Raw genomic sequence first — 15,838 nt, 5'->3', positions numbered from 1 at the left:
AGGATCCCCGCGCCGTTTGCCGTTCAGGCCAGCCCCTTGCGCCTGACGTTTCGCCGGACCCGCTTCTGCGCCGGGCGCATCGCCGCGGCGATCACGGCGTCGGGGAAGGCGCCCTGCGCCATGGCAAGCCCCGCCGCCGCCGCGCCGGCCGAGAAGGCGGCGTGCTTTTCCATCGCCATGCGGGCCAGGGCGGGACCGGCCATGTGCGGCTCCGCCCACAGCGCGAAGCTGCGGCGGAGCATCACGGCATGCGCCTCGGTCAGGAAGCGCCAGGCGTCGAACGGATTCAAAGAGCCGCCAGCACGGCCTCGGCCTTGCTGACCTCGAAGGCACCGGGCGCTTCGATGGCGATATGCGTCACCTTGCCGTCCTTCGCCACCAGGGCGAAGCGCTGGGCGCGCACGCCGAGGCCGCGCGCCGTCAGGTCGAATTCAAGGCCCATCGCCTTGGTGAAGGCGGCCGAGCCGTCGGCGATCATGGCGACCTGGTCGGTGATGCCCTGGTCCTTGGCCCAGGCGCCCATGACGAAGGCGTCGTTCACCGCCATGCAGGCGATCACGTCCACGCCCTTGGCCTTCAGCGCATCGGCCTGCTGCACGAAGCCGGGAAGGTGCTTGGCCGAACAGGTCGGCGTGAAGGCGCCGGGCACGCCGAACAGGGCGACGGTGCGGCCCTTGAAGAATTCACCGGTGTCCACTTCTTTCGGGCCTTCGGCCGTGGCCTGCATCACCTTCACGGCCGGAATCGCATCACCCACGCTGATCGGCATGTCGTCCTCCTCGTTGCCCGGTCGGATGTAGCCTGACCCATGCGGGCTGTCATCGGGTTGCCAAGTCTTGCGCAGCCGGCCGGCGGGCGCCAGATGGCAGTCATGGCCTCCTCCTCCGGACCGTCGGCCGACACCGACGGCACCTTCCTGACCGGGCACCTGCTGATCGCGATGCCCGGCATGCAGGATCCGCGCTTCGACCACACGGTCGTCTGCCTCTGCGCGCATTCGGCCGACGGGGCGATGGGGCTGGTGGTCAACCGGCCGCTGCCGGGCATGGTGTTCGATGACCTGCTGCGTCAGCTGAATGTCGAACCGCTGCCGCCGCAGCGGCGCATCCGCATGCTGGATGGCGGCCCGGTCGAGAATGGCCGCGGCTTCGTGCTGCACAGCGACGACTGGTCCACCGATGGCAGCCTGCCGGTGATGAACGGCCTGACGCTGACGGCCAGCGTGGACATCCTGAAGGCGATCGCCGCCGGCGGGGGACCGAAGGATTGCGTGCTGGCGCTGGGCTATGCCGGCTGGGCGCCCGGCCAGTTGGAGGACGAGATCCAGCGCAATGCCTGGCTGAACGTCCCGGCCGACGGGTCCCTGGTGTTCCGCGACGATACCAGCCACACCTGGGAGGCCGCGCTGGCGAAGCTGCGCGTCGATCCTGCCCTGCTGTCCGGTTCCGCCGGCCACGCCTGAGGAAGCCTGCCCGATGCAGATGGCCGCCATCCCCTTCGACACCACCGACTGGTCGGCCGTGGAACCGACCCGCCATGCCGGGGAAGCTGGTGAGGCGCTGTGGCGGACCCGCCATGTCGGCCCGGCCGGCAACCAGATCCGCGTGCGCATGGTCGAGTATTCGCCGGGCTATGTCTCCGACCACTGGTGCCAGAAGGGCCATGTGCTGCTGGTGCTGGAGGGCGAGCTGGAGACCACGCTCGCCGATGGGCGCGTGTTCATGCTGAAGCCCGGCATGTCCTACCAGGTGGCGGATGGGGCCGAGCCGCACCGCTCGCGCACCGAGGCGGGGGCGAAGCTGTTCATCGTGGATTGAGGCTTTTTGCCAGCCTCAATCGCCGGCGCCGGCATCCGCCGGCCTGGCTTTCGCGCCCTGCACTGGTGCGTTGGCGGCGACGGGTGGTCTGGGCGCGGTCGCGCCGTGCGCTCGTGCCCGATGCGTGGCATCGGGCGAAAATCATCGTTAGCGGCGCGCCGTCACGCTTCGGGGGGCTCGTCCTCCGGCAGCGTCGCCGACAGCCGCTTACCCGCTGTCATGCGCCAGGACCGGCGCACCAGGGCGGCGACCTCCTCCCAATCCGTGCTCCGGTCGAGCACCAGCCCGATCCAGCCTTTCGGCCCGACATAGGGCGGGCGGAAGAAGCGGTCGGGGTCGGCTTCCACGAGCATCTCCTGCACACCTTGCGGCGCCTTGCACCACAGCGCGCCGGTGCCGTCTTCCATCGGACGCCACATGCAGAAGATCTTGCCGCGGAGGCGGAAGGTCGGGTGCTCCCAGGTCTCCTGCTCGGCCGCTTCCGGCAGGGCCAGGCAGATCGCGCGCAGGCGGGACTGCGCGCGGGGGCTCACCAGCGCAGGCTCCGCAGCGCCGCGATGGGCCGAACGCCTTCCTCATGCGCGACGGCGGCGAGGTGCTCGGGGGTGGGGTTGTCGCCATGCGCCTCGGCCGCGAGGCCGGTCAGCGCCCATAGCGCGTCAAGCCCGGCCGCCTGCGCGCCGGCCAGGTCCGTATGCGGCGTGTCGCCAATGGCGACCACGCGATGCCGCGGCGGATTGCCGAGCACCTCCAGCACCGGCTCGTAGACGGCCGGATCGGGCTTGCCGATTTCCATCACCGCCTGGCCGAGCTCGAGATAGATGTCCGCCAGCGCCCCGGCGCAGATGACCTTGCGCCCCGCGACCATCACGGCGCGGTCCGGGTTCACGCAGATCATCGGCAGCTTCGCCTTGGCGCAGGCTTCGAGGATTGGGCGATAGGGTTCGGTGCTGGTCGGCCCCAGCCGGTCATCCGGGCCGGTGTTCAACAGGAACTGCGCGTCCGCGGGATCGGTGACGATCTCGGCAACGTCGTCCTCGACCACCGACAGGTCGCGGTCCGGCCCGATATGGATGCAGCGCCGGCCAAGGGCGGCGAACCAGGGATGCCGGCGTTCCTTCAGCATCCGCCAGGACGCTTCGCCCGAGGACATGATGCCGTCATACAGCGCCCGGTCGAGGCCCATCCGGTCGAGCATCTGCGCGATCGTCCAGGCGCGGCGCGGCGCGTTGGTCAGGAAGCAGATCGCCTTGCCGCGCGCCTTCAGCTCCGCGAGTGCCTCCGGCACGCCCGTATAGGGCTTGCGCCCGTCATGCACTACGCCCCAGAGGTCGAGCACATAGCCATCATACCGGTCGGCGATGACCGAGATGCCGTCGAGGATTTCCATCACGCATCCTTGCCGACGGCGTCGGCGACAGAAGTGAAACCATCGCGCTTCAGCAGCGCGGCGAGGCCATCGGCGATGCGCCGCGGCAGCACGGGGCCGGCATAGGCGAAGCCGGTGTACATCTGCACGAGCGAGGCACCGGCGCGGATCTTCGCATAGGCCTGTTCGGCCGTTGCGATGCCCCCCACTCCGATCAGCGTGAGGCGACCGCGCGCGATGCCATACACCTTGCGCAGCACCTCGGTGGACGGCCCGAACAACGGCGCACCGGACAGCCCGCCCGCTTCCTTCGCATGCGCCGACCTCAGCGCCGGCCGCGCGATGGTGGTGTTGGAGATGATCAGCCCCGCGACGCCGCGCGTGAGGCAGGCGTTCACGATGGGCGCGAGCGCATCATCGGCGAGGTCGGGCGCGATCTTCACCAGCAGCGGCGGCGTGCGCGGCAGGCTGGCGCGCTTCGCGGCGATGGCATCGAGGATCGATGCCAGCTTCTCCTCCCCCTGCAGGTCCCGCAGGCCCGGCGTGTTGGGGGAGGACACATTCATCGTGACGTAGTCGGCAAACGGCGCGACGGCGGCGTAGAGCGCGGGATAGTCGCGTTCCGGGTCGGCCCCTTCCTTGTTGATGCCGACATTCGCGCCGAACACGGCCGGACGTTCCGCCGGCAGGTCGCGCAGCCGCGCGAGGTAGCCGTCCAGCCCGCCATTGTTGAAGCCCATGCGGTTGATTACCGCTGCGTCTTCCGTGAGCCGAAACAGGCGCGGGCGGGGATTGCCGGGCTGCGGGCGCGGCGTGACGGTCCCCGCCTCGACGAAGCCGAAGCCGAGCCGCATCAGCGGCACCACCGCCACCGCATCCTTGTCGAAGCCGGCGGCGAGGCCGATCGGATTGCGGAAGCGCAGGCCGAAGGCCTCGGCCGCCAGCACGGGGTCGTCACGGCCGGAATCGCGCCCGGCCAGCCCGGCGGCGAGCGCCTTCAGCGCAATCCCGTGCGCGGTCTCGGCATCGAGGCCGCGCATCAGCGGCATGAGGGCGGAGGCAAGGGCGGGGGTCATGGCGGGGTCTTGTGCCTCGGTCCGCCGCGCGGGGAAAGCCCGGTTGACGCCGATCGGCGCCCGCGGCCAGAAGCGTCGGTCACACGAAGAAAGTTTGCCGGTGCCGCCAGCCACTGACCTTCGGCCCGATGCCCCGCATCGGGCCGGGAGCGCAAAGCGCGACCGCGCCCAGACCGCGAGCGGCCGCCAATGCGACAGTGCAGGGCGCGCAAGCCAAGCGCACGGACGTGCGCGCCGGCGCTTGAGGCCCCACAAAAACTCTGGCGGTCCATTTCATGGACCGTCGAAATGAAAGGGCCGGTCTTCATTGTCGCCGCGATGGCGCTCTTCGCGCTGCTCGATGCGAATTCCAAGCTGCTGTCGGGACGGTATCCCGCGGACCAGGTGATCATGGTCCGCTACGCGACGCTGTTGCTGACGCTGTTCGCCGCGCGCGCCATCGTCCCGGGCCTCGGCGGCAGCCTGTCCACCGCGCATCCGCTGCTGCACCTGACCCGTGCCGTCGTGATGATCGGCTCGGGCTTCGGCTTCTTCCTGGCGCTGCGGGAGATCCCGCTGGCCGAAGGCTACCTCGTCTATTTCACCGCACCCTTCATGACGCTCGGCCTCGCCGCGCTGGTGCTGAAGGAACGCATCAGGCCGGCGGTCTGGGGGTGGTCGGTGCTCGGCTTCAGCGGCGTGCTGGTGGCGATGTGGCCGGGGCTCGCGGCCGGCGGGCCGGTGCACGCCTATCTCTGGGCCTTCTTCGCGACCGTCTGCTACGCGACCGTGCTGACGATCAATCGGCTGCTGCGCCATGAGACCGGCTTCGCAGTGCTGATCCTGTGGTCGTCGCTGCCGGGGCTGATCCTGATCTCGCCCTTCGCGGCGCTGTCCTGGGTGGCGCCTTCCCTGCCCGACCTCGCCGCGCTGGCGGTGAACGGGCTGCTGGCGGGCGGCGCGATGCTGTGCCTGGCCATCGCCTTCCGGCATGATTCTGCGGCGCGCCTCGCGCCGCTGGAATTCAGCGCCCTGCTCTTCGCCATCGGCTTCGACCTGGGCGTGTGGCACATCTGGCCGAGCGCCTGGACCATCGGCGGCGCCATCATCGTCGTCTTTGCCTGCCTGATGAGCCAGCAGGCCGCGACCCGCTCTCAGGCGAAGCCGTTGGGAAAGACGTGAAGGCCATCCGCGCCGCGCGGAAGCGCCACCGCCCGCACCACGGCCGATAGCGGCAGCGGCGCATAGAGATGTGGGAACAGTCCGGGCCGCTTGCCGCCCGATGCCGCTTCCCATTTCAGCGCCTCACCCAGCGCCACCGCATCCGCCTCGACCAGCACGAGGTCCGGCACGCCGGCGCGGTGCTTGGCGGCACTCGCCCGCACCTGCGCGGCGGTCGAGAAATGCAGGAAGCCGTCCCGCGCATCGTCGGCGCTGCCGGCATAGGCGCCGGCCGCCTCCGCCGTGCGCCAGTCGGCCGCTCGGACCAGGGTGTAGATGAAGGGTTCCATGGCGGAGGCTTCTATCAGACGAGGTCCTCGGCCCGGTAGAAGCACAGCCCCCCGATCTCCGCGACCGCCGGCCGGCCCAACGCCCAGCCCGGCAGCGCCGCCGCGTCATGGAAATGTGTCGCTCCCCCGGTCGGGTCCGGCAGCGACCCCGCCACAGCCCGCCCCGCGATCCGCCGGCAGATCGCCAGCGCCCCATCGCTCGGCGGAACCTCCCGCGGAGCCGCATGGCGCGGATGGTTGCGATTCCAGCACGGAAATTGGAACGGCGTCCGGCACACCCCGGCCACCCCCCGCCCCCAATGCGCTGGCCCACCCAGCACCGCCGCCTGGCGCGCCCGGTTCACCACCAGCGCGGCCAGCGCCTCGATCGCCCGCACCGGGCGATCCGCCGCCTCCCCCCACAGGGTCAGCGCCAGGATCTCGGCCGCCGCATCGCGCGGGCCGGCATGCAGGGCGGCGCTCACTCCCGCTCCTCCATCCGCCGCGCCGCCTGAGCCACCGCGATGCCGGCCCGCGACACCTCCTCCAGCTTCTCCTCGATCCGGATCATGTGATCCGAAATCCGCCGGTCGAGGTCACGGATCAGCGACAGCGGCACATAGGTCCGCGCCACCTCGATCTTGAACTGCGCCAACTCATCCCGCGTGCGCGTCAACGCATCGGTCTCCCGCTGGTCGCCCCGCTCGAAGCGCTGCTGCATATCGGTGCGCAGGCCATGGATCATCCAGAACAGCGCCGCAACAACGGGCGCCTCCACGGCCGTGATCCACCACAATGGTTCGATCTGGATCGGCATTCTCTGAACTGCCTTCTGCTGGAACCTTGAACGGGACACGGCGCCGGCCCACCCTTGCGGGGGATGCCCCCGGGGAGTACCGACGCCGCGATGTGGAACGAGCCCTACCTCGAGACCTGCTGCCGCTCGGCCCTGCACCGGCTGACGCTGGTAGGGCCCCACGGCCGCCCGCCCGGTCTCAAGGACGGGCCCTGCCTGAACCGGCTGACCGGCATGGGGCTGGCACAGCCCCGCGCGGATGGGCGCTTCGAGATCACCGATGCCGGGCGCGACCGGCACCTTCTCGAGATCCTGAAGAAGCGCGCGGCCTAGGAAGGGCGGGGGAGTGAACTCCCCCGTTTCTTTGTCTGTCACCAGGACAGCGATGACGCGGCAGCCCGGCCCATCTAGGCACGCCAGGAAAGCGTGCGCGTGGGAGGGGCGGCGCGTACGAGGCGGACCGGTTCGGCCAGTAGGCAGCCCGACACGGCATCGAGCGCATCGTCGCGCGCCCCGACCGCACCCGGCCGCCATTCCGCCATCTCGCCAACAAATGACGTGCGGAAGACACTCTCATGTGCATGCAGTCGCCGCGCGGCCAGGGCAGGCTCCAGCGCACCGAGGATACGGTCCGCCTTCGCCCGCGTGCTGGCATGCTCGACCACCGTGCACGCGACGCCAGCCCGCGCCAATTCCCGCCGCAGCAACGCCGGCAGGAAGCGGCCGAGGCCGTTCGTCTCCACCCGCACCACCGGCAGCAGCGTCTCCCGCAACACTTCCGCCACCGCACGGCATTGCTGCGTCGCCGGATCGTCGGGCGCCGCCGGGTCATGCGTGAGATACGCCAGGCGATGCAGGAAATGCCGCCCCTCCCCATCCGCATAGGTGCAGGCCAGCACCGAGGCATCCCCTGCCCCCGGCCGCCCATAGGCCGGGTCCCAGAACGCCCCGCCCGACACCAGCCGATGCCCGAGCAAGGTCAACACCCCCCTGCCCTGCGCCTCGCGGTAATCGGGCTCCTCGCCGTATCGCACCATCGCCGCCGGATCGAGCCGCACGGCGCTGGACGCCACCGGCTGCAGCATCATCTGCCGCTGGAACTGCAACGGCCCGACGCGGTCGCGCAACGCCGCCACGGCCTCGCGCGGAAAGCGTTCCGGCCAGGCCGAGGCGCCAGCCGCATTCATCACCGGCACCGCCAGCCGGCGATAGCCGCGCAGAAAGGCGCCCTCCTCCGTCGGAGACCGATACAGGCTGTCCTCGCAATGCGGCGTGCCGACGAACAGGATGGTGCCGTCGGGCACCAGGATGAACTCGGCCTCGGCCAGGCGCTCGCGCAGATCGGCGCGCTTGCCGGGCGTGTCGCAATTGCCGGCGACCTCGACATCGTCGCAGATGATCACCTCGGCACGGCTGCCGGTGACATTGCCGCCGATACCCTGCGCCATCATCGACGGGTCGCGCAGCGCACCGTCGCGCGCCACGGTGAAGCGATCCGACGCCCAGGCCTCGGCACCATCGGGCAGCAGATGCCTGCACAGCGGATGGCGTTCGATGATACGCCGGACGGAGGCGACCATCTTCACCGCCAGCGAGGCATCCGCCGCCAGCACCAGGATGCGCGTCTGCGGCCGCCGCGCCAGCAGCCAGGCGCACCACAGCCCGACCAGTGTGGACTTGCCGCAGCCGCGAAAGGCCATCAGCAGCAGGCGCCGCTCACCCGCTGACCCGCGCGCTTCCAGCCAGCGCGCGATGCGCCGGTGCACCGATGGCGTGTCGTGGCGCAAGCGCCGGTTCCACACCCAGGTGAATTCGAGGAAGCCTGCGTCAGCACTGCTCCTCCTCGCCATGCATGTCCTCCTCCTCGAATGCGGCCAGCGCCTCGCGCGCTTCGATCAGGAAGGTCGTCGCTTCCTCCACCCCGCTGTCGGGATCACCCATGGCGCGGGCGAGCTTCAGCAGGTGTTCGAGATGCGCGAGCGCGGCCTTGCACGCCGCGTGGTGCGCGGCGAACGCCTTGGTGTCGTCGCCCGTGCCGCAATCCGGCCCGCCGCGCAGGAAGCGAAGGTATTCCTCCGCCACCACCTCCATCGCCGCGCGCAGATCCGGCCCGCGCGGCACGACCTCGCGTCGGCCCGTCATGCCTTCACCACGCGCGCCCGCACCGTGCCGGGATTGAGGTCGATCGCCGCCCCTGACCGGTTCCAGACGGTGACGGACACCACATCCGTCGCCCCCACCTGCGCGAGGAACACGACGCCCGACGTCGCCAGCGAGAAGGCCGCCGAGGCGAAATCCCCCGGCCGCGCACCGGCGAGCGGCACGCTGATCTGCACCGATCCGCCCGCGGCGATAGAGGCCGGGTCCCACGCCATCTCCGCCACCAATTCGCGCGCGCCATGCGGTAGCCTGGGTTGGCCGTACAGCAGCGGCGGCGCGAAGAGCGGATCGCAGGACAGGCGCATCGCCCGCACCTCGTAGTCGGTGCCGATGCGCACCAGACCGATGATGGCGTAGGCGACCTGCGGTTCCAGATGCACGACCTGCGGGCGCGTCAGCGTCGCATCGGCCATGTCGGCCGATCCCTGCCACCATCGTGCATCCGCGTTCCACACCAGCGACTGACCGGAAGCCCGCACCAGCGGCATGCCGGTGTCGGACAGAAGGTTGCGGCTGGCGTCGAAGCACATCACCGCAAGCCGCGGCGCATCGGCGTCGACGGCCAGCGCGAAGTCCCGGCAGCTTCGCGCATCCACCACGAAGCCGAGGCCGCGCCCGCCGGTCAGCACCACGCCATTGTCGGTGAAGCCATAGGCGTCGAGTGCGGGAAGCGCGAATTCCGCCAGCATCACCGGCGTTCCCGCGACGTTGGAGGACAGGCAGGCGAGTTTCTCGAACCCCCATTCGGTGTTCGACCAGCGGATGCGCGCGGCGCGCAGGTTCGCGACACCACCGACCTCGCGCGACGCCTCCCGGAATGCCGCCGCCTGGTGGCAGGCCCGTACGACGGCACCGGTGCGCGTTGCGCTCGCCGTGTAGTCCACGCCGACCAGATAGGCCTGGCTCGCCCAGGCGACCTCATAGACATGGTCCTGCGCGCCGGCGGTGTGGCGGGCGACGAAGGGGCTGCAACCTTCCATCCGCAATCCGCGCGCCCAGACCGAGCGGCTGTTGACCTGCACGAGGAAGGGAATGCCGCTGATCGGCCTGCCTTCGGCCTGCAGCTCGAAGCCCGGCCCGTCGAACAGGTGCCGGTTATGCGCGACATAGGCGCCGGGGGCGGCAGAGATGCGAACGCCGAAGCGGTCCTTGTCGGTGTGCACCGTGCTGCCGATGGCGAAGTGCCCACCGTAGTAGCGCACAGATGTGTTCCACGCCCCGGCCGTCTCGGTCCGCACATCGAGCCCGATATGGTTGTTCACGATGCGCCCGAGGATCAGCGTCGTATCCTCGAAGCCGCGCTCCACGCCCTGGGTGCGGATGCCGATGGTGAAGCCTTCGACCTGGCGGATCTCGACCAGTGAGGCATCGAGGTTGCGCAGCACGATGCCGATATCGGCTTCGTCGGACCAATCCGACAGCGTGGCGCGCAGCACGCGCAGGCCGTCATAGTGTTTGGCCGCGTTGCGCACCGCCGCGCCATCGCCGATGGTCAGCGCCGCCTGCCCCGGTGGTCCGGCATAAAGGATGGAACCGCGCATGCTCAGCCCGGCAGCGCCTCCGCCAAGCAGCAACGGCTGCGTCGTGCGGAAGGTGCCCTCGCCGATCTCCAGCACATGGCCCGACGCGGCAGCGGCGGCCATGGCGGCGGCGAGCGCCGGCCCGTCATCCGTCACGCCGTCGCCGGTCGCGCCGAAATCGCGCACGGTCAGGCGTTCGGCGAGCTTGTCCTCGACGCTGCGTGGCACGCCGCCGGCGAAAGGCACGCCGAGCATGCCCGTGTCGCGGTCGAACAGCGCAAGGTCGCCCGAACCGTCGAAGCCCAGCACGCGATTGGCCCGCGCCCCGCGCAGCGGCAGCACGAGGTTGCCGGCGTCGGCGGGATCGAGCCGCACCGTGCCGGCGACGTCATCCGCCACCTGCTGGATCGCCGCGACCTGGTAGTCGAGCTCATCATTCAGCGAGCGCGCGCGCAGGATGCCGTTGTCCTGGAAATCCGTCGCACGGGCGATCTTCAACCGGCGGCGCAGCGTGATGCGCGTGCCCACCGCCGGCGGCTCGGTGAAGATCACCGTGCCGCCGTCCGAATCACCGGCGCCCGCGATGATCGCGCCACCGGCCAGCACCGCGCCATCGAGGCGGATTTCGAGATCCGCTTCCTCGAAGATCGGAAAGGGGTAGGTGAAGGCGGCCAGCACGCCGTCCGCGACATACTGCACGCGCGGCGAGACATCGCCGATCGTGATGTGTTCGGCCATGGGTGGTCCTCGATGTCCTGGGTTGGGGCGGCTCAGGCGAGCAGGTTGCGCACGGCACCGCCGAGGGTCTGCCCGGCGCGCAGGAAGCTGTTCAGGCTGCCGTCGGAGGACAGCAGCGAACGCCGTCCCGCGGCGAACCGCGCGCCCATCGCCGCGGCGTCATCCGCGCTTTCCTTGGCCGCATCGGAACGCAGGCCGGCCGTCAGCGCGGCGGCCGAACCTTCGTCGGGCGCGACCCCGCCCGCCGCCGCGCGGGCGCGGGCCGAGGCGATGGTCCGCGCCAGCCGGTCCTGCCGTTCGCGTTCATTCGCGGCCGACTGCACCGCTGCCTGATCCTGCTGCGCGGCCTGCTGGACGCGCAGGTTCTCCTCCTGCGCACGGTTCGTCGCCTTCTGCTGCTGCCCTTGGCGGACCTGGCCATAAACGGCGAGCCCGGTGCCGGCGAGCGAGGCGATGGTAGCGAGCTGTGCCATCAATCGGTCATCCTGATCTCGGTGGTGACGGAAAGCAGTGTCATCGGCAGCGGCGCATCGCCTTCGATACGCCAGACCGGGCGCAGCCGGTCGCGCCGCCAGCCAAGGCCGCGCAGCGTGACATCCCCGGTGAAGCGCGCCGGCGCGGCGTCGAGCAGCGCGGCATCCAGCCGACGGAACGGCACGGGTTCTGCGCCTCGGCCTAGATCGACAGACAGCGCCGCTGTCTCCAGCAGGCGAAAGGTCGCGGCGACCAATCGCAGCGGGCCTGTCGCGGCACCGCTGGAGCCGATGAGGTCGGGCGGCAGCGGCTCGATCTCATGCCGGAAGGCGAGGCCGATCTGCACGGATCGCGCCGGTTCATTGAGCAGCACGGCGCCGTCGCCGACCGTCGCGACGGCGCGCGGCGCGCCATCGGCGAGGACGCCGACCTCGCGCCCTTCGAGATGAGCGAGGCCACTCCACTCATCCTGCGGGCTCGATGCCATACCGCTCAGCGCGGCGTCGAGGGCAAGTTCCGCATCGAAGCGTTCCAGCGCGAAGCTGCCGCCGCGTTCCGTCACGGCCCAGACCGTGCCTTCGGTCTCGGCGATGGCGCGAAACGCGCCGGCGGTCTCCTGCCGGGTCCAGGCGGTCACCTGCTCGGCACGGTAGATCGTCAGCGTGGCGAGCGAGCCGTCCGCCATCGCCATGTGCAGCAGCCGCGCGCCCTGGTCATAGGCCATGGAGACCGGGACATTCACCAGGTGCCGCGCCAGGATCGCGAGGTCATTCGCCTGATACGCCTGGCTGACATCGGTATAGGCGAATTCGTGCACGCCCCGCCCGCTGCGCGCGACGAAGATGGTCGCGCCATCGACATCGACCGGCGGCACCAGCCGATCCACCGGGGATCCGATGCGCGTCTGGCGGTTCAACTGGATGTTCGCCGGCGTCAGCGGATCGCCGCTGACCATCCATTCGGCACCTGAGGTGAAGACCTGCAGATGCCGCCCGGAGAACAGCCCGCGGATCGCATTCACCTGGTCCGACACCAACCCGAATTCGATCGCCTGGTCGTCGAGGCCGGTGCCCGCATCGAAGTTGAACAGGTCCCCTGTGCGCGACAGCCACAGCCGGTTCGGCAGGTCGCGCGATCCGCCGATCACCAGGCGGTCCTGGTGGAAGCAGCAGGCGACCGGCCAGCCACGCGCGTAGCTGAAAGCGGCTTCGTCCCAGTCGGCGGTCGCCGCGGTGCCCGACAGCGTGTCCTCCACCGTCGCAGCGACCTGAGCGCCGTTGAGCACCGTGCCGATGATCAGCCGCTTGCCGCCGATGCGCAGCCGCGCGCCGGCATGCAGCACCGAGAAGAACGGCACGCTCGCCGCCACCACGATGTTCCCGGTCGTCCCGCTTGGGGTCAGCGTGGTGCCGCCGTCAACGAAGCGAAAGAACGGCTCCTGCGCAAAGGACCAGGGCGCAATCGTCCAGCCGCCGGCCGTGCGCGTCACGCGCTGCGGTTGCAGGTCGGGGTGGGTCAGCAGCAGCGTGTCGGCATTCTGCGTAAAGCCGATCTGCGGCAGCATGCCCCCGGACCACGGACCCGCGAGCACCGCCACCACCGCATCGCCCTGATAGACATGCAGTGCGCCATGCGTCAGCACGATCAGATAGGTCTGCTCGGTGTTGAACTCGAAAGGGATTAGCCGCGCAGGGCCGGGCAGCGGCGCGACATGGCGCAGCCCGGCCCGCCGCGTCAGCCCGCCCGTCGGCTGAATGAACACATTGCGTAGGCGCCGCGCCCCATTGTCGAAGGCAGAGAGATCCCCACGCCCGAGCAATTCGGGCGCGAGTTCCCCCGCCGCGAAGGTCGTCTTGGCTCGCTTGACCGCTGGCATGGGTCAGCCCCGCACGCTGATGAGGGGGAAGTTCTCGAGCACCCGAGCGCTCGCCTGCTGGCTGTCGGTCTGGCGCGCGACGCGCAGCTCGGCCTCCGCCATGCGGTACAGCATCTCCGCACGGCTGCTGTTCTCGGTCAGCGGGATGCAGAACTCGGCCGCCAGCCGCGCGGCCAGTGCCGCGGCAAAGAAGGGCGGGAAAGCGCTTTCATCCGGGCGGAACACGTAGGTCAGCGCGACCTGCTCCGCATCGCTGAACAGCCGGTCCTCCTGTAGGCGATAGACGATGCCCCGCGCCCGCCCCGCACTGCCGGCCGACAGCGCCCGCAGGAAACCAGCCGGCAGTTGGAAGGCATTGGCGAAATCGGCGCGCGGCACCGCGGCCAGCCGTGCGAGTGCCGCCTGCGCCGTCGCGAAGGACCAGGGATGCGAGGACAGCAGCGCATCGCGGATCCCCGGATAGAGATTGGCCGCGACCTCGGCCTCGGCCGTGCCCTCATCCAGCGAGGCAACCGGCTGTGCACCGATCTTGAGCAGCGCGCGCGAGCAGAGCGCGAGGGCGGACAACGCCATCGGGGGAATCTCCTGGGAATGTCGGGAACAAAAGAAAGGTCGGGGGAGAGAACTCCCCCGATCCCCCTCCTTTTTCTGTCTTCTGGAGACTGACCTCGGAAGTCAGTTCCCAAGTGCCAAAAAAAGGAGGGGGGTTTGGGGGGAGTTCATCTCCCCCCAACCTTCACTCCTTCGCACGCATCCGCACGACGCCGGTCGGGTCGATCATCACCGCCCCCTGCGACATCATGTTGTTCACGAAATGCGCGGCGCGGTCGCCGTGCCAGGTGATGTCTGTTACCACCTCGGACGCCACCGCATGGCCGACCGCGGTGCGGTGGTAGAAGTAGCAGTAGCGCAGCACCCCCGCCTTGGTCAGGCCGGAATGCGGCATCCAGAGCGCGCCGAGCCAGCGCTTCGCCTGCGTGCCCTTCCAGGGCAGCGCGTCGTCGCCGACATAATCGGCCTTGGCGAATTCCTCGACCTGCAGCAGTTCCGACCACTGCTTCCAGCCGACCACGGCGAAGCGGTTGCCATCGTCCGGCACATCGGCGGCGCCCAACATCTCGAAGGCCATCAGCACCTTCTGCTTGGTCAGGCCATCGGTGTCGGCCAGGCCCGTGCCGACGCCCGTCGCTTCCGCCGTCGCGGTGTCGAGGGCCGCGACGATCAACTCATCCGTCTTGCGCCCCAGCGCATAGGCGCCGGCATTGGCGATGACCGTGCGCTCGTCGATCGAGGTCTTGATCTCGTCGAGCCGATCGATCCACTCGCCCGCATAGTAGTCCTGCAGGAAGCATTCGGCGTTGGCGTATTCCAGGTTCATGACCGGCACGGCGCCGTTGCGCGCCTTGGCCGCGGCGGTGCCCTTGCCGACGCGCGGGAAGATGGTGGAAGCCCCCTTCACGCCGGATTTGGACCGCACGGTGGGGCGCAGCTTGCTGCCCTGGCGCTGATAAGCCTCGGCGACCTCGGCCTCGAACTGCTTGGTGAAGGCGTCAACGATTGTGCCCGACATGCGGGGGTCCCTTTCGATCTGTCATGGATGGGAAGGCGCCGCCATCCGGTTGGCCACGCGGGGCCGGATGACGACGCAGCCCGCGCGCCGGGGACCGGTTGTGCGCGGGCGGAAACGGACGAGGCGGGCGGCATGCAAGCCGCCCGCCCCGGGCCTCCGCGCCGGTCGCGCGGGGCCAGCGGCGCGGCGAGCGTCAGCGGACGCTCAAGCCGCGCCGAAGCACGACGTCAGGCGGCGCCACCCACCAGCCGACGGAACCCATCCGTCACGCGGCGGACGAATTCCGGCTCCCGCGTGCGCCAGTAGCGCGGGTCGCGCATCATCGCGCGCAGATCGCCCTCATCGGCCACGCCCGCCGCATCCGCACGCGGCGCAAGGCCCGGTTCCTTCGCCGCCATCATCCGGTGCAGCGCGATCACGCCTTCGGCCGTGGTGGACAGTGCCTCCATCACCGGCGGCGGCAAGTTGGCGCGGCCCCAGGCGGTGATCTGCGCGGCGACGCGGCGGAAGCGCTCCTCGCCTCCGAAATGCGCGCGCAACGTCTCGACCTGGCGCTCCGCCTCGAACTGGCTCGCCGCCTCGGCGATCAGCGGCAGCAGGCGTTCGGCCGCGAGGTCGTAGACCAGCTGCGCCTGGTCCTGGCTGAAGCCCGCCTCGTGAAGCCGGTTGTTGATCGCCTCATCGGCGCAGCACAGCTCGTGCTTCACCTCGATCGCATAGCCATCCGGCGCGTCCGGCACGCCGATGGCGCGGCGGAAGCGGATGCGCTCCTCCTCCGGCGCGTCATCGCCGGGGGGAACGACGCGCTGCGACAGGCGCTTCTCCAATTCACGATACGACTTCACCAGCGCATCGACGCGGATCGCACCGGCCTCGGCATCCCAGAACTTCTCGGGCACATCTTCGGGCCGGCCGCCCTTCTGCAGTGCGGGGACGTCGGCGAGCGCGGTTTCCAGCAGGTCCTCGGGCATCA

The 15,838-nt window shown here is 70.1% G+C and carries 20 protein-coding genes; 4 read left to right on the top strand and 16 right to left on the bottom strand.

What is annotated here, in order from left to right:
• Positions 1 to 23: 23 nt before the first annotated feature.
• Together AC2YHJ_RS08740 and AC2YHJ_RS08735 are read right to left on the bottom strand one after the other, a co-directional pair.
• Complete coding sequence (locus AC2YHJ_RS08740; protein WP_487395398.1) at positions 24 to 290, bottom strand: hypothetical protein; 267 nt, start codon at positions 288 to 290, stop codon at positions 24 to 26.
• Positions 287 to 769 (bottom strand): redoxin family protein, encoded by a 483-nt coding sequence (locus AC2YHJ_RS08735; RefSeq protein WP_487395397.1) that lies wholly within the window; start codon positions 767 to 769, stop codon positions 287 to 289. The genes AC2YHJ_RS08740 and AC2YHJ_RS08735 overlap by 4 nt, the downstream gene beginning before the upstream one ends.
• Positions 770 to 862: 93 nt before the next feature.
• Between AC2YHJ_RS08735 and AC2YHJ_RS08730 the strand changes: the two genes are divergently transcribed.
• Both AC2YHJ_RS08730 and AC2YHJ_RS08725 read left to right on the top strand, forming a co-directional pair.
• Positions 863 to 1,462, top strand: a complete 600-nt coding sequence (locus AC2YHJ_RS08730; protein WP_487395396.1) for a YqgE/AlgH family protein — start codon at positions 863 to 865, stop codon at positions 1,460 to 1,462.
• Positions 1,463 to 1,475: 13 nt separating this feature from the next.
• Entirely contained in the window at positions 1,476 to 1,817 is a 342-nt protein-coding gene (locus AC2YHJ_RS08725; RefSeq protein WP_487395395.1) for a DHCW motif cupin fold protein, read from the top strand.
• A 161-nt stretch (positions 1,818 to 1,978) separates the two neighbouring features.
• Here AC2YHJ_RS08725 and AC2YHJ_RS08720 read toward each other — a convergent pair whose 3' ends face one another.
• The 3 genes from AC2YHJ_RS08720 to AC2YHJ_RS08710 are packed head-to-tail and all read right to left on the bottom strand — an operon-like array spanning position 1,979 to position 4,262.
• Entirely contained in the window at positions 1,979 to 2,350 is a 372-nt protein-coding gene (locus AC2YHJ_RS08720) for an MmcQ/YjbR family DNA-binding protein (protein ID WP_487395394.1), read from the bottom strand.
• Entirely contained in the window at positions 2,347 to 3,207 is an 861-nt protein-coding gene (locus AC2YHJ_RS08715; RefSeq protein WP_487395393.1) for a TIGR01459 family HAD-type hydrolase, read from the bottom strand. The genes AC2YHJ_RS08720 and AC2YHJ_RS08715 overlap by 4 nt, the downstream gene beginning before the upstream one ends.
• Complete coding sequence (locus AC2YHJ_RS08710) at positions 3,207 to 4,262, bottom strand: quinone-dependent dihydroorotate dehydrogenase (RefSeq protein ID WP_487395392.1); 1,056 nt, start codon at positions 4,260 to 4,262, stop codon at positions 3,207 to 3,209. The genes AC2YHJ_RS08715 and AC2YHJ_RS08710 overlap by 1 nt, the downstream gene beginning before the upstream one ends.
• 288 nt (positions 4,263 to 4,550) lie before the next feature.
• Between AC2YHJ_RS08710 and AC2YHJ_RS08705 the strand changes: the two genes are divergently transcribed.
• Positions 4,551 to 5,423 (top strand): DMT family transporter, encoded by an 873-nt coding sequence (locus AC2YHJ_RS08705; protein ID WP_487395391.1) that lies wholly within the window; start codon positions 4,551 to 4,553, stop codon positions 5,421 to 5,423.
• On the opposite strand, the gene AC2YHJ_RS08700 is transcribed toward AC2YHJ_RS08705, so the two are convergent.
• The 3 genes from AC2YHJ_RS08700 to AC2YHJ_RS08690 are packed head-to-tail and all read right to left on the bottom strand — an operon-like array spanning position 5,396 to position 6,548.
• Complete coding sequence (locus tag AC2YHJ_RS08700; RefSeq protein ID WP_487395390.1) at positions 5,396 to 5,752, bottom strand: DUF952 domain-containing protein; 357 nt, start codon at positions 5,750 to 5,752, stop codon at positions 5,396 to 5,398. The two genes, AC2YHJ_RS08705 and AC2YHJ_RS08700, sit on opposite strands and share 28 nt — an antisense overlap.
• A gap of 14 nt (positions 5,753 to 5,766) precedes the next feature.
• Positions 5,767 to 6,216 (bottom strand): cell wall hydrolase, encoded by a 450-nt coding sequence (locus AC2YHJ_RS08695; RefSeq protein ID WP_487395389.1) that lies wholly within the window; start codon positions 6,214 to 6,216, stop codon positions 5,767 to 5,769.
• Positions 6,213 to 6,548 carry a hypothetical protein gene (locus tag AC2YHJ_RS08690; RefSeq protein WP_487395388.1) on the bottom strand — a complete coding sequence of 112 codons (336 nt, stop codon included), beginning with the start codon at positions 6,546 to 6,548 and terminating at the stop codon, positions 6,213 to 6,215. The genes AC2YHJ_RS08695 and AC2YHJ_RS08690 overlap by 4 nt, the downstream gene beginning before the upstream one ends.
• Positions 6,549 to 6,638: 90 nt before the next feature.
• Here AC2YHJ_RS08690 and AC2YHJ_RS08685 point away from each other — a divergent pair, with 90 nt between their 5' ends.
• On the top strand, positions 6,639 to 6,860 hold the full coding sequence (locus tag AC2YHJ_RS08685) for a hypothetical protein (protein WP_487395386.1): 222 nt from the start codon (positions 6,639 to 6,641) through the stop codon (positions 6,858 to 6,860).
• A gap of 74 nt (positions 6,861 to 6,934) precedes the next feature.
• Here the strand turns inward: AC2YHJ_RS08685 and terL are convergent, their stop codons facing one another.
• The 8 genes from terL to AC2YHJ_RS08645 all read right to left on the bottom strand — a co-directional run bounded on the left by terL (position 6,935) and on the right by AC2YHJ_RS08645 (position 15,836).
• Positions 6,935 to 8,377, bottom strand: a complete 1,443-nt coding sequence (terL, locus tag AC2YHJ_RS08680; RefSeq protein WP_487395384.1) for a phage terminase large subunit — start codon at positions 8,375 to 8,377, stop codon at positions 6,935 to 6,937.
• Complete coding sequence (locus AC2YHJ_RS08675; RefSeq protein ID WP_487395383.1) at positions 8,355 to 8,669, bottom strand: hypothetical protein; 315 nt, start codon at positions 8,667 to 8,669, stop codon at positions 8,355 to 8,357. Before AC2YHJ_RS08675 ends, terL begins: the two co-directional genes overlap by 23 nt.
• Positions 8,666 to 10,945, bottom strand: coding sequence for a glycosyl hydrolase family 28-related protein (locus AC2YHJ_RS08670; protein ID WP_487395381.1), 2,280 nt, complete (start codon positions 10,943 to 10,945; stop codon positions 8,666 to 8,668). Before AC2YHJ_RS08670 ends, AC2YHJ_RS08675 begins: the two co-directional genes overlap by 4 nt.
• 32 nt (positions 10,946 to 10,977) lie before the next feature.
• Positions 10,978 to 11,418, bottom strand: a complete 441-nt coding sequence (locus tag AC2YHJ_RS08665) for a hypothetical protein (RefSeq protein WP_487395380.1) — start codon at positions 11,416 to 11,418, stop codon at positions 10,978 to 10,980.
• Complete coding sequence (locus tag AC2YHJ_RS08660) at positions 11,418 to 13,295, bottom strand: phage tail protein (protein ID WP_487395379.1); 1,878 nt, start codon at positions 13,293 to 13,295, stop codon at positions 11,418 to 11,420. Before AC2YHJ_RS08660 ends, AC2YHJ_RS08665 begins: the two co-directional genes overlap by 1 nt.
• Positions 13,296 to 13,298: 3 nt before the next feature.
• Entirely contained in the window at positions 13,299 to 13,868 is a 570-nt protein-coding gene (locus tag AC2YHJ_RS08655; RefSeq protein ID WP_487395378.1) for a phage connector family protein, read from the bottom strand.
• A gap of 163 nt (positions 13,869 to 14,031) precedes the next feature.
• Positions 14,032 to 14,865, bottom strand: coding sequence for a phage capsid protein (locus tag AC2YHJ_RS08650; protein WP_487395377.1), 834 nt, complete (start codon positions 14,863 to 14,865; stop codon positions 14,032 to 14,034).
• Between the two features lie 227 nt (positions 14,866 to 15,092).
• Positions 15,093 to 15,836 carry a capsid assembly protein gene (locus AC2YHJ_RS08645; protein WP_487395376.1) on the bottom strand — a complete coding sequence of 248 codons (744 nt, stop codon included), beginning with the start codon at positions 15,834 to 15,836 and terminating at the stop codon, positions 15,093 to 15,095.
• Between the last annotated feature and the right edge of the window lie 2 nt (positions 15,837 to 15,838).

It is taken from the genome of Roseomonas sp. SRI_022, from assembly GCF_057586215.1.
Note: the sequence above shows the minus strand (reverse complement) of the source record. Positions and strands in the feature narration are given on the sequence as shown.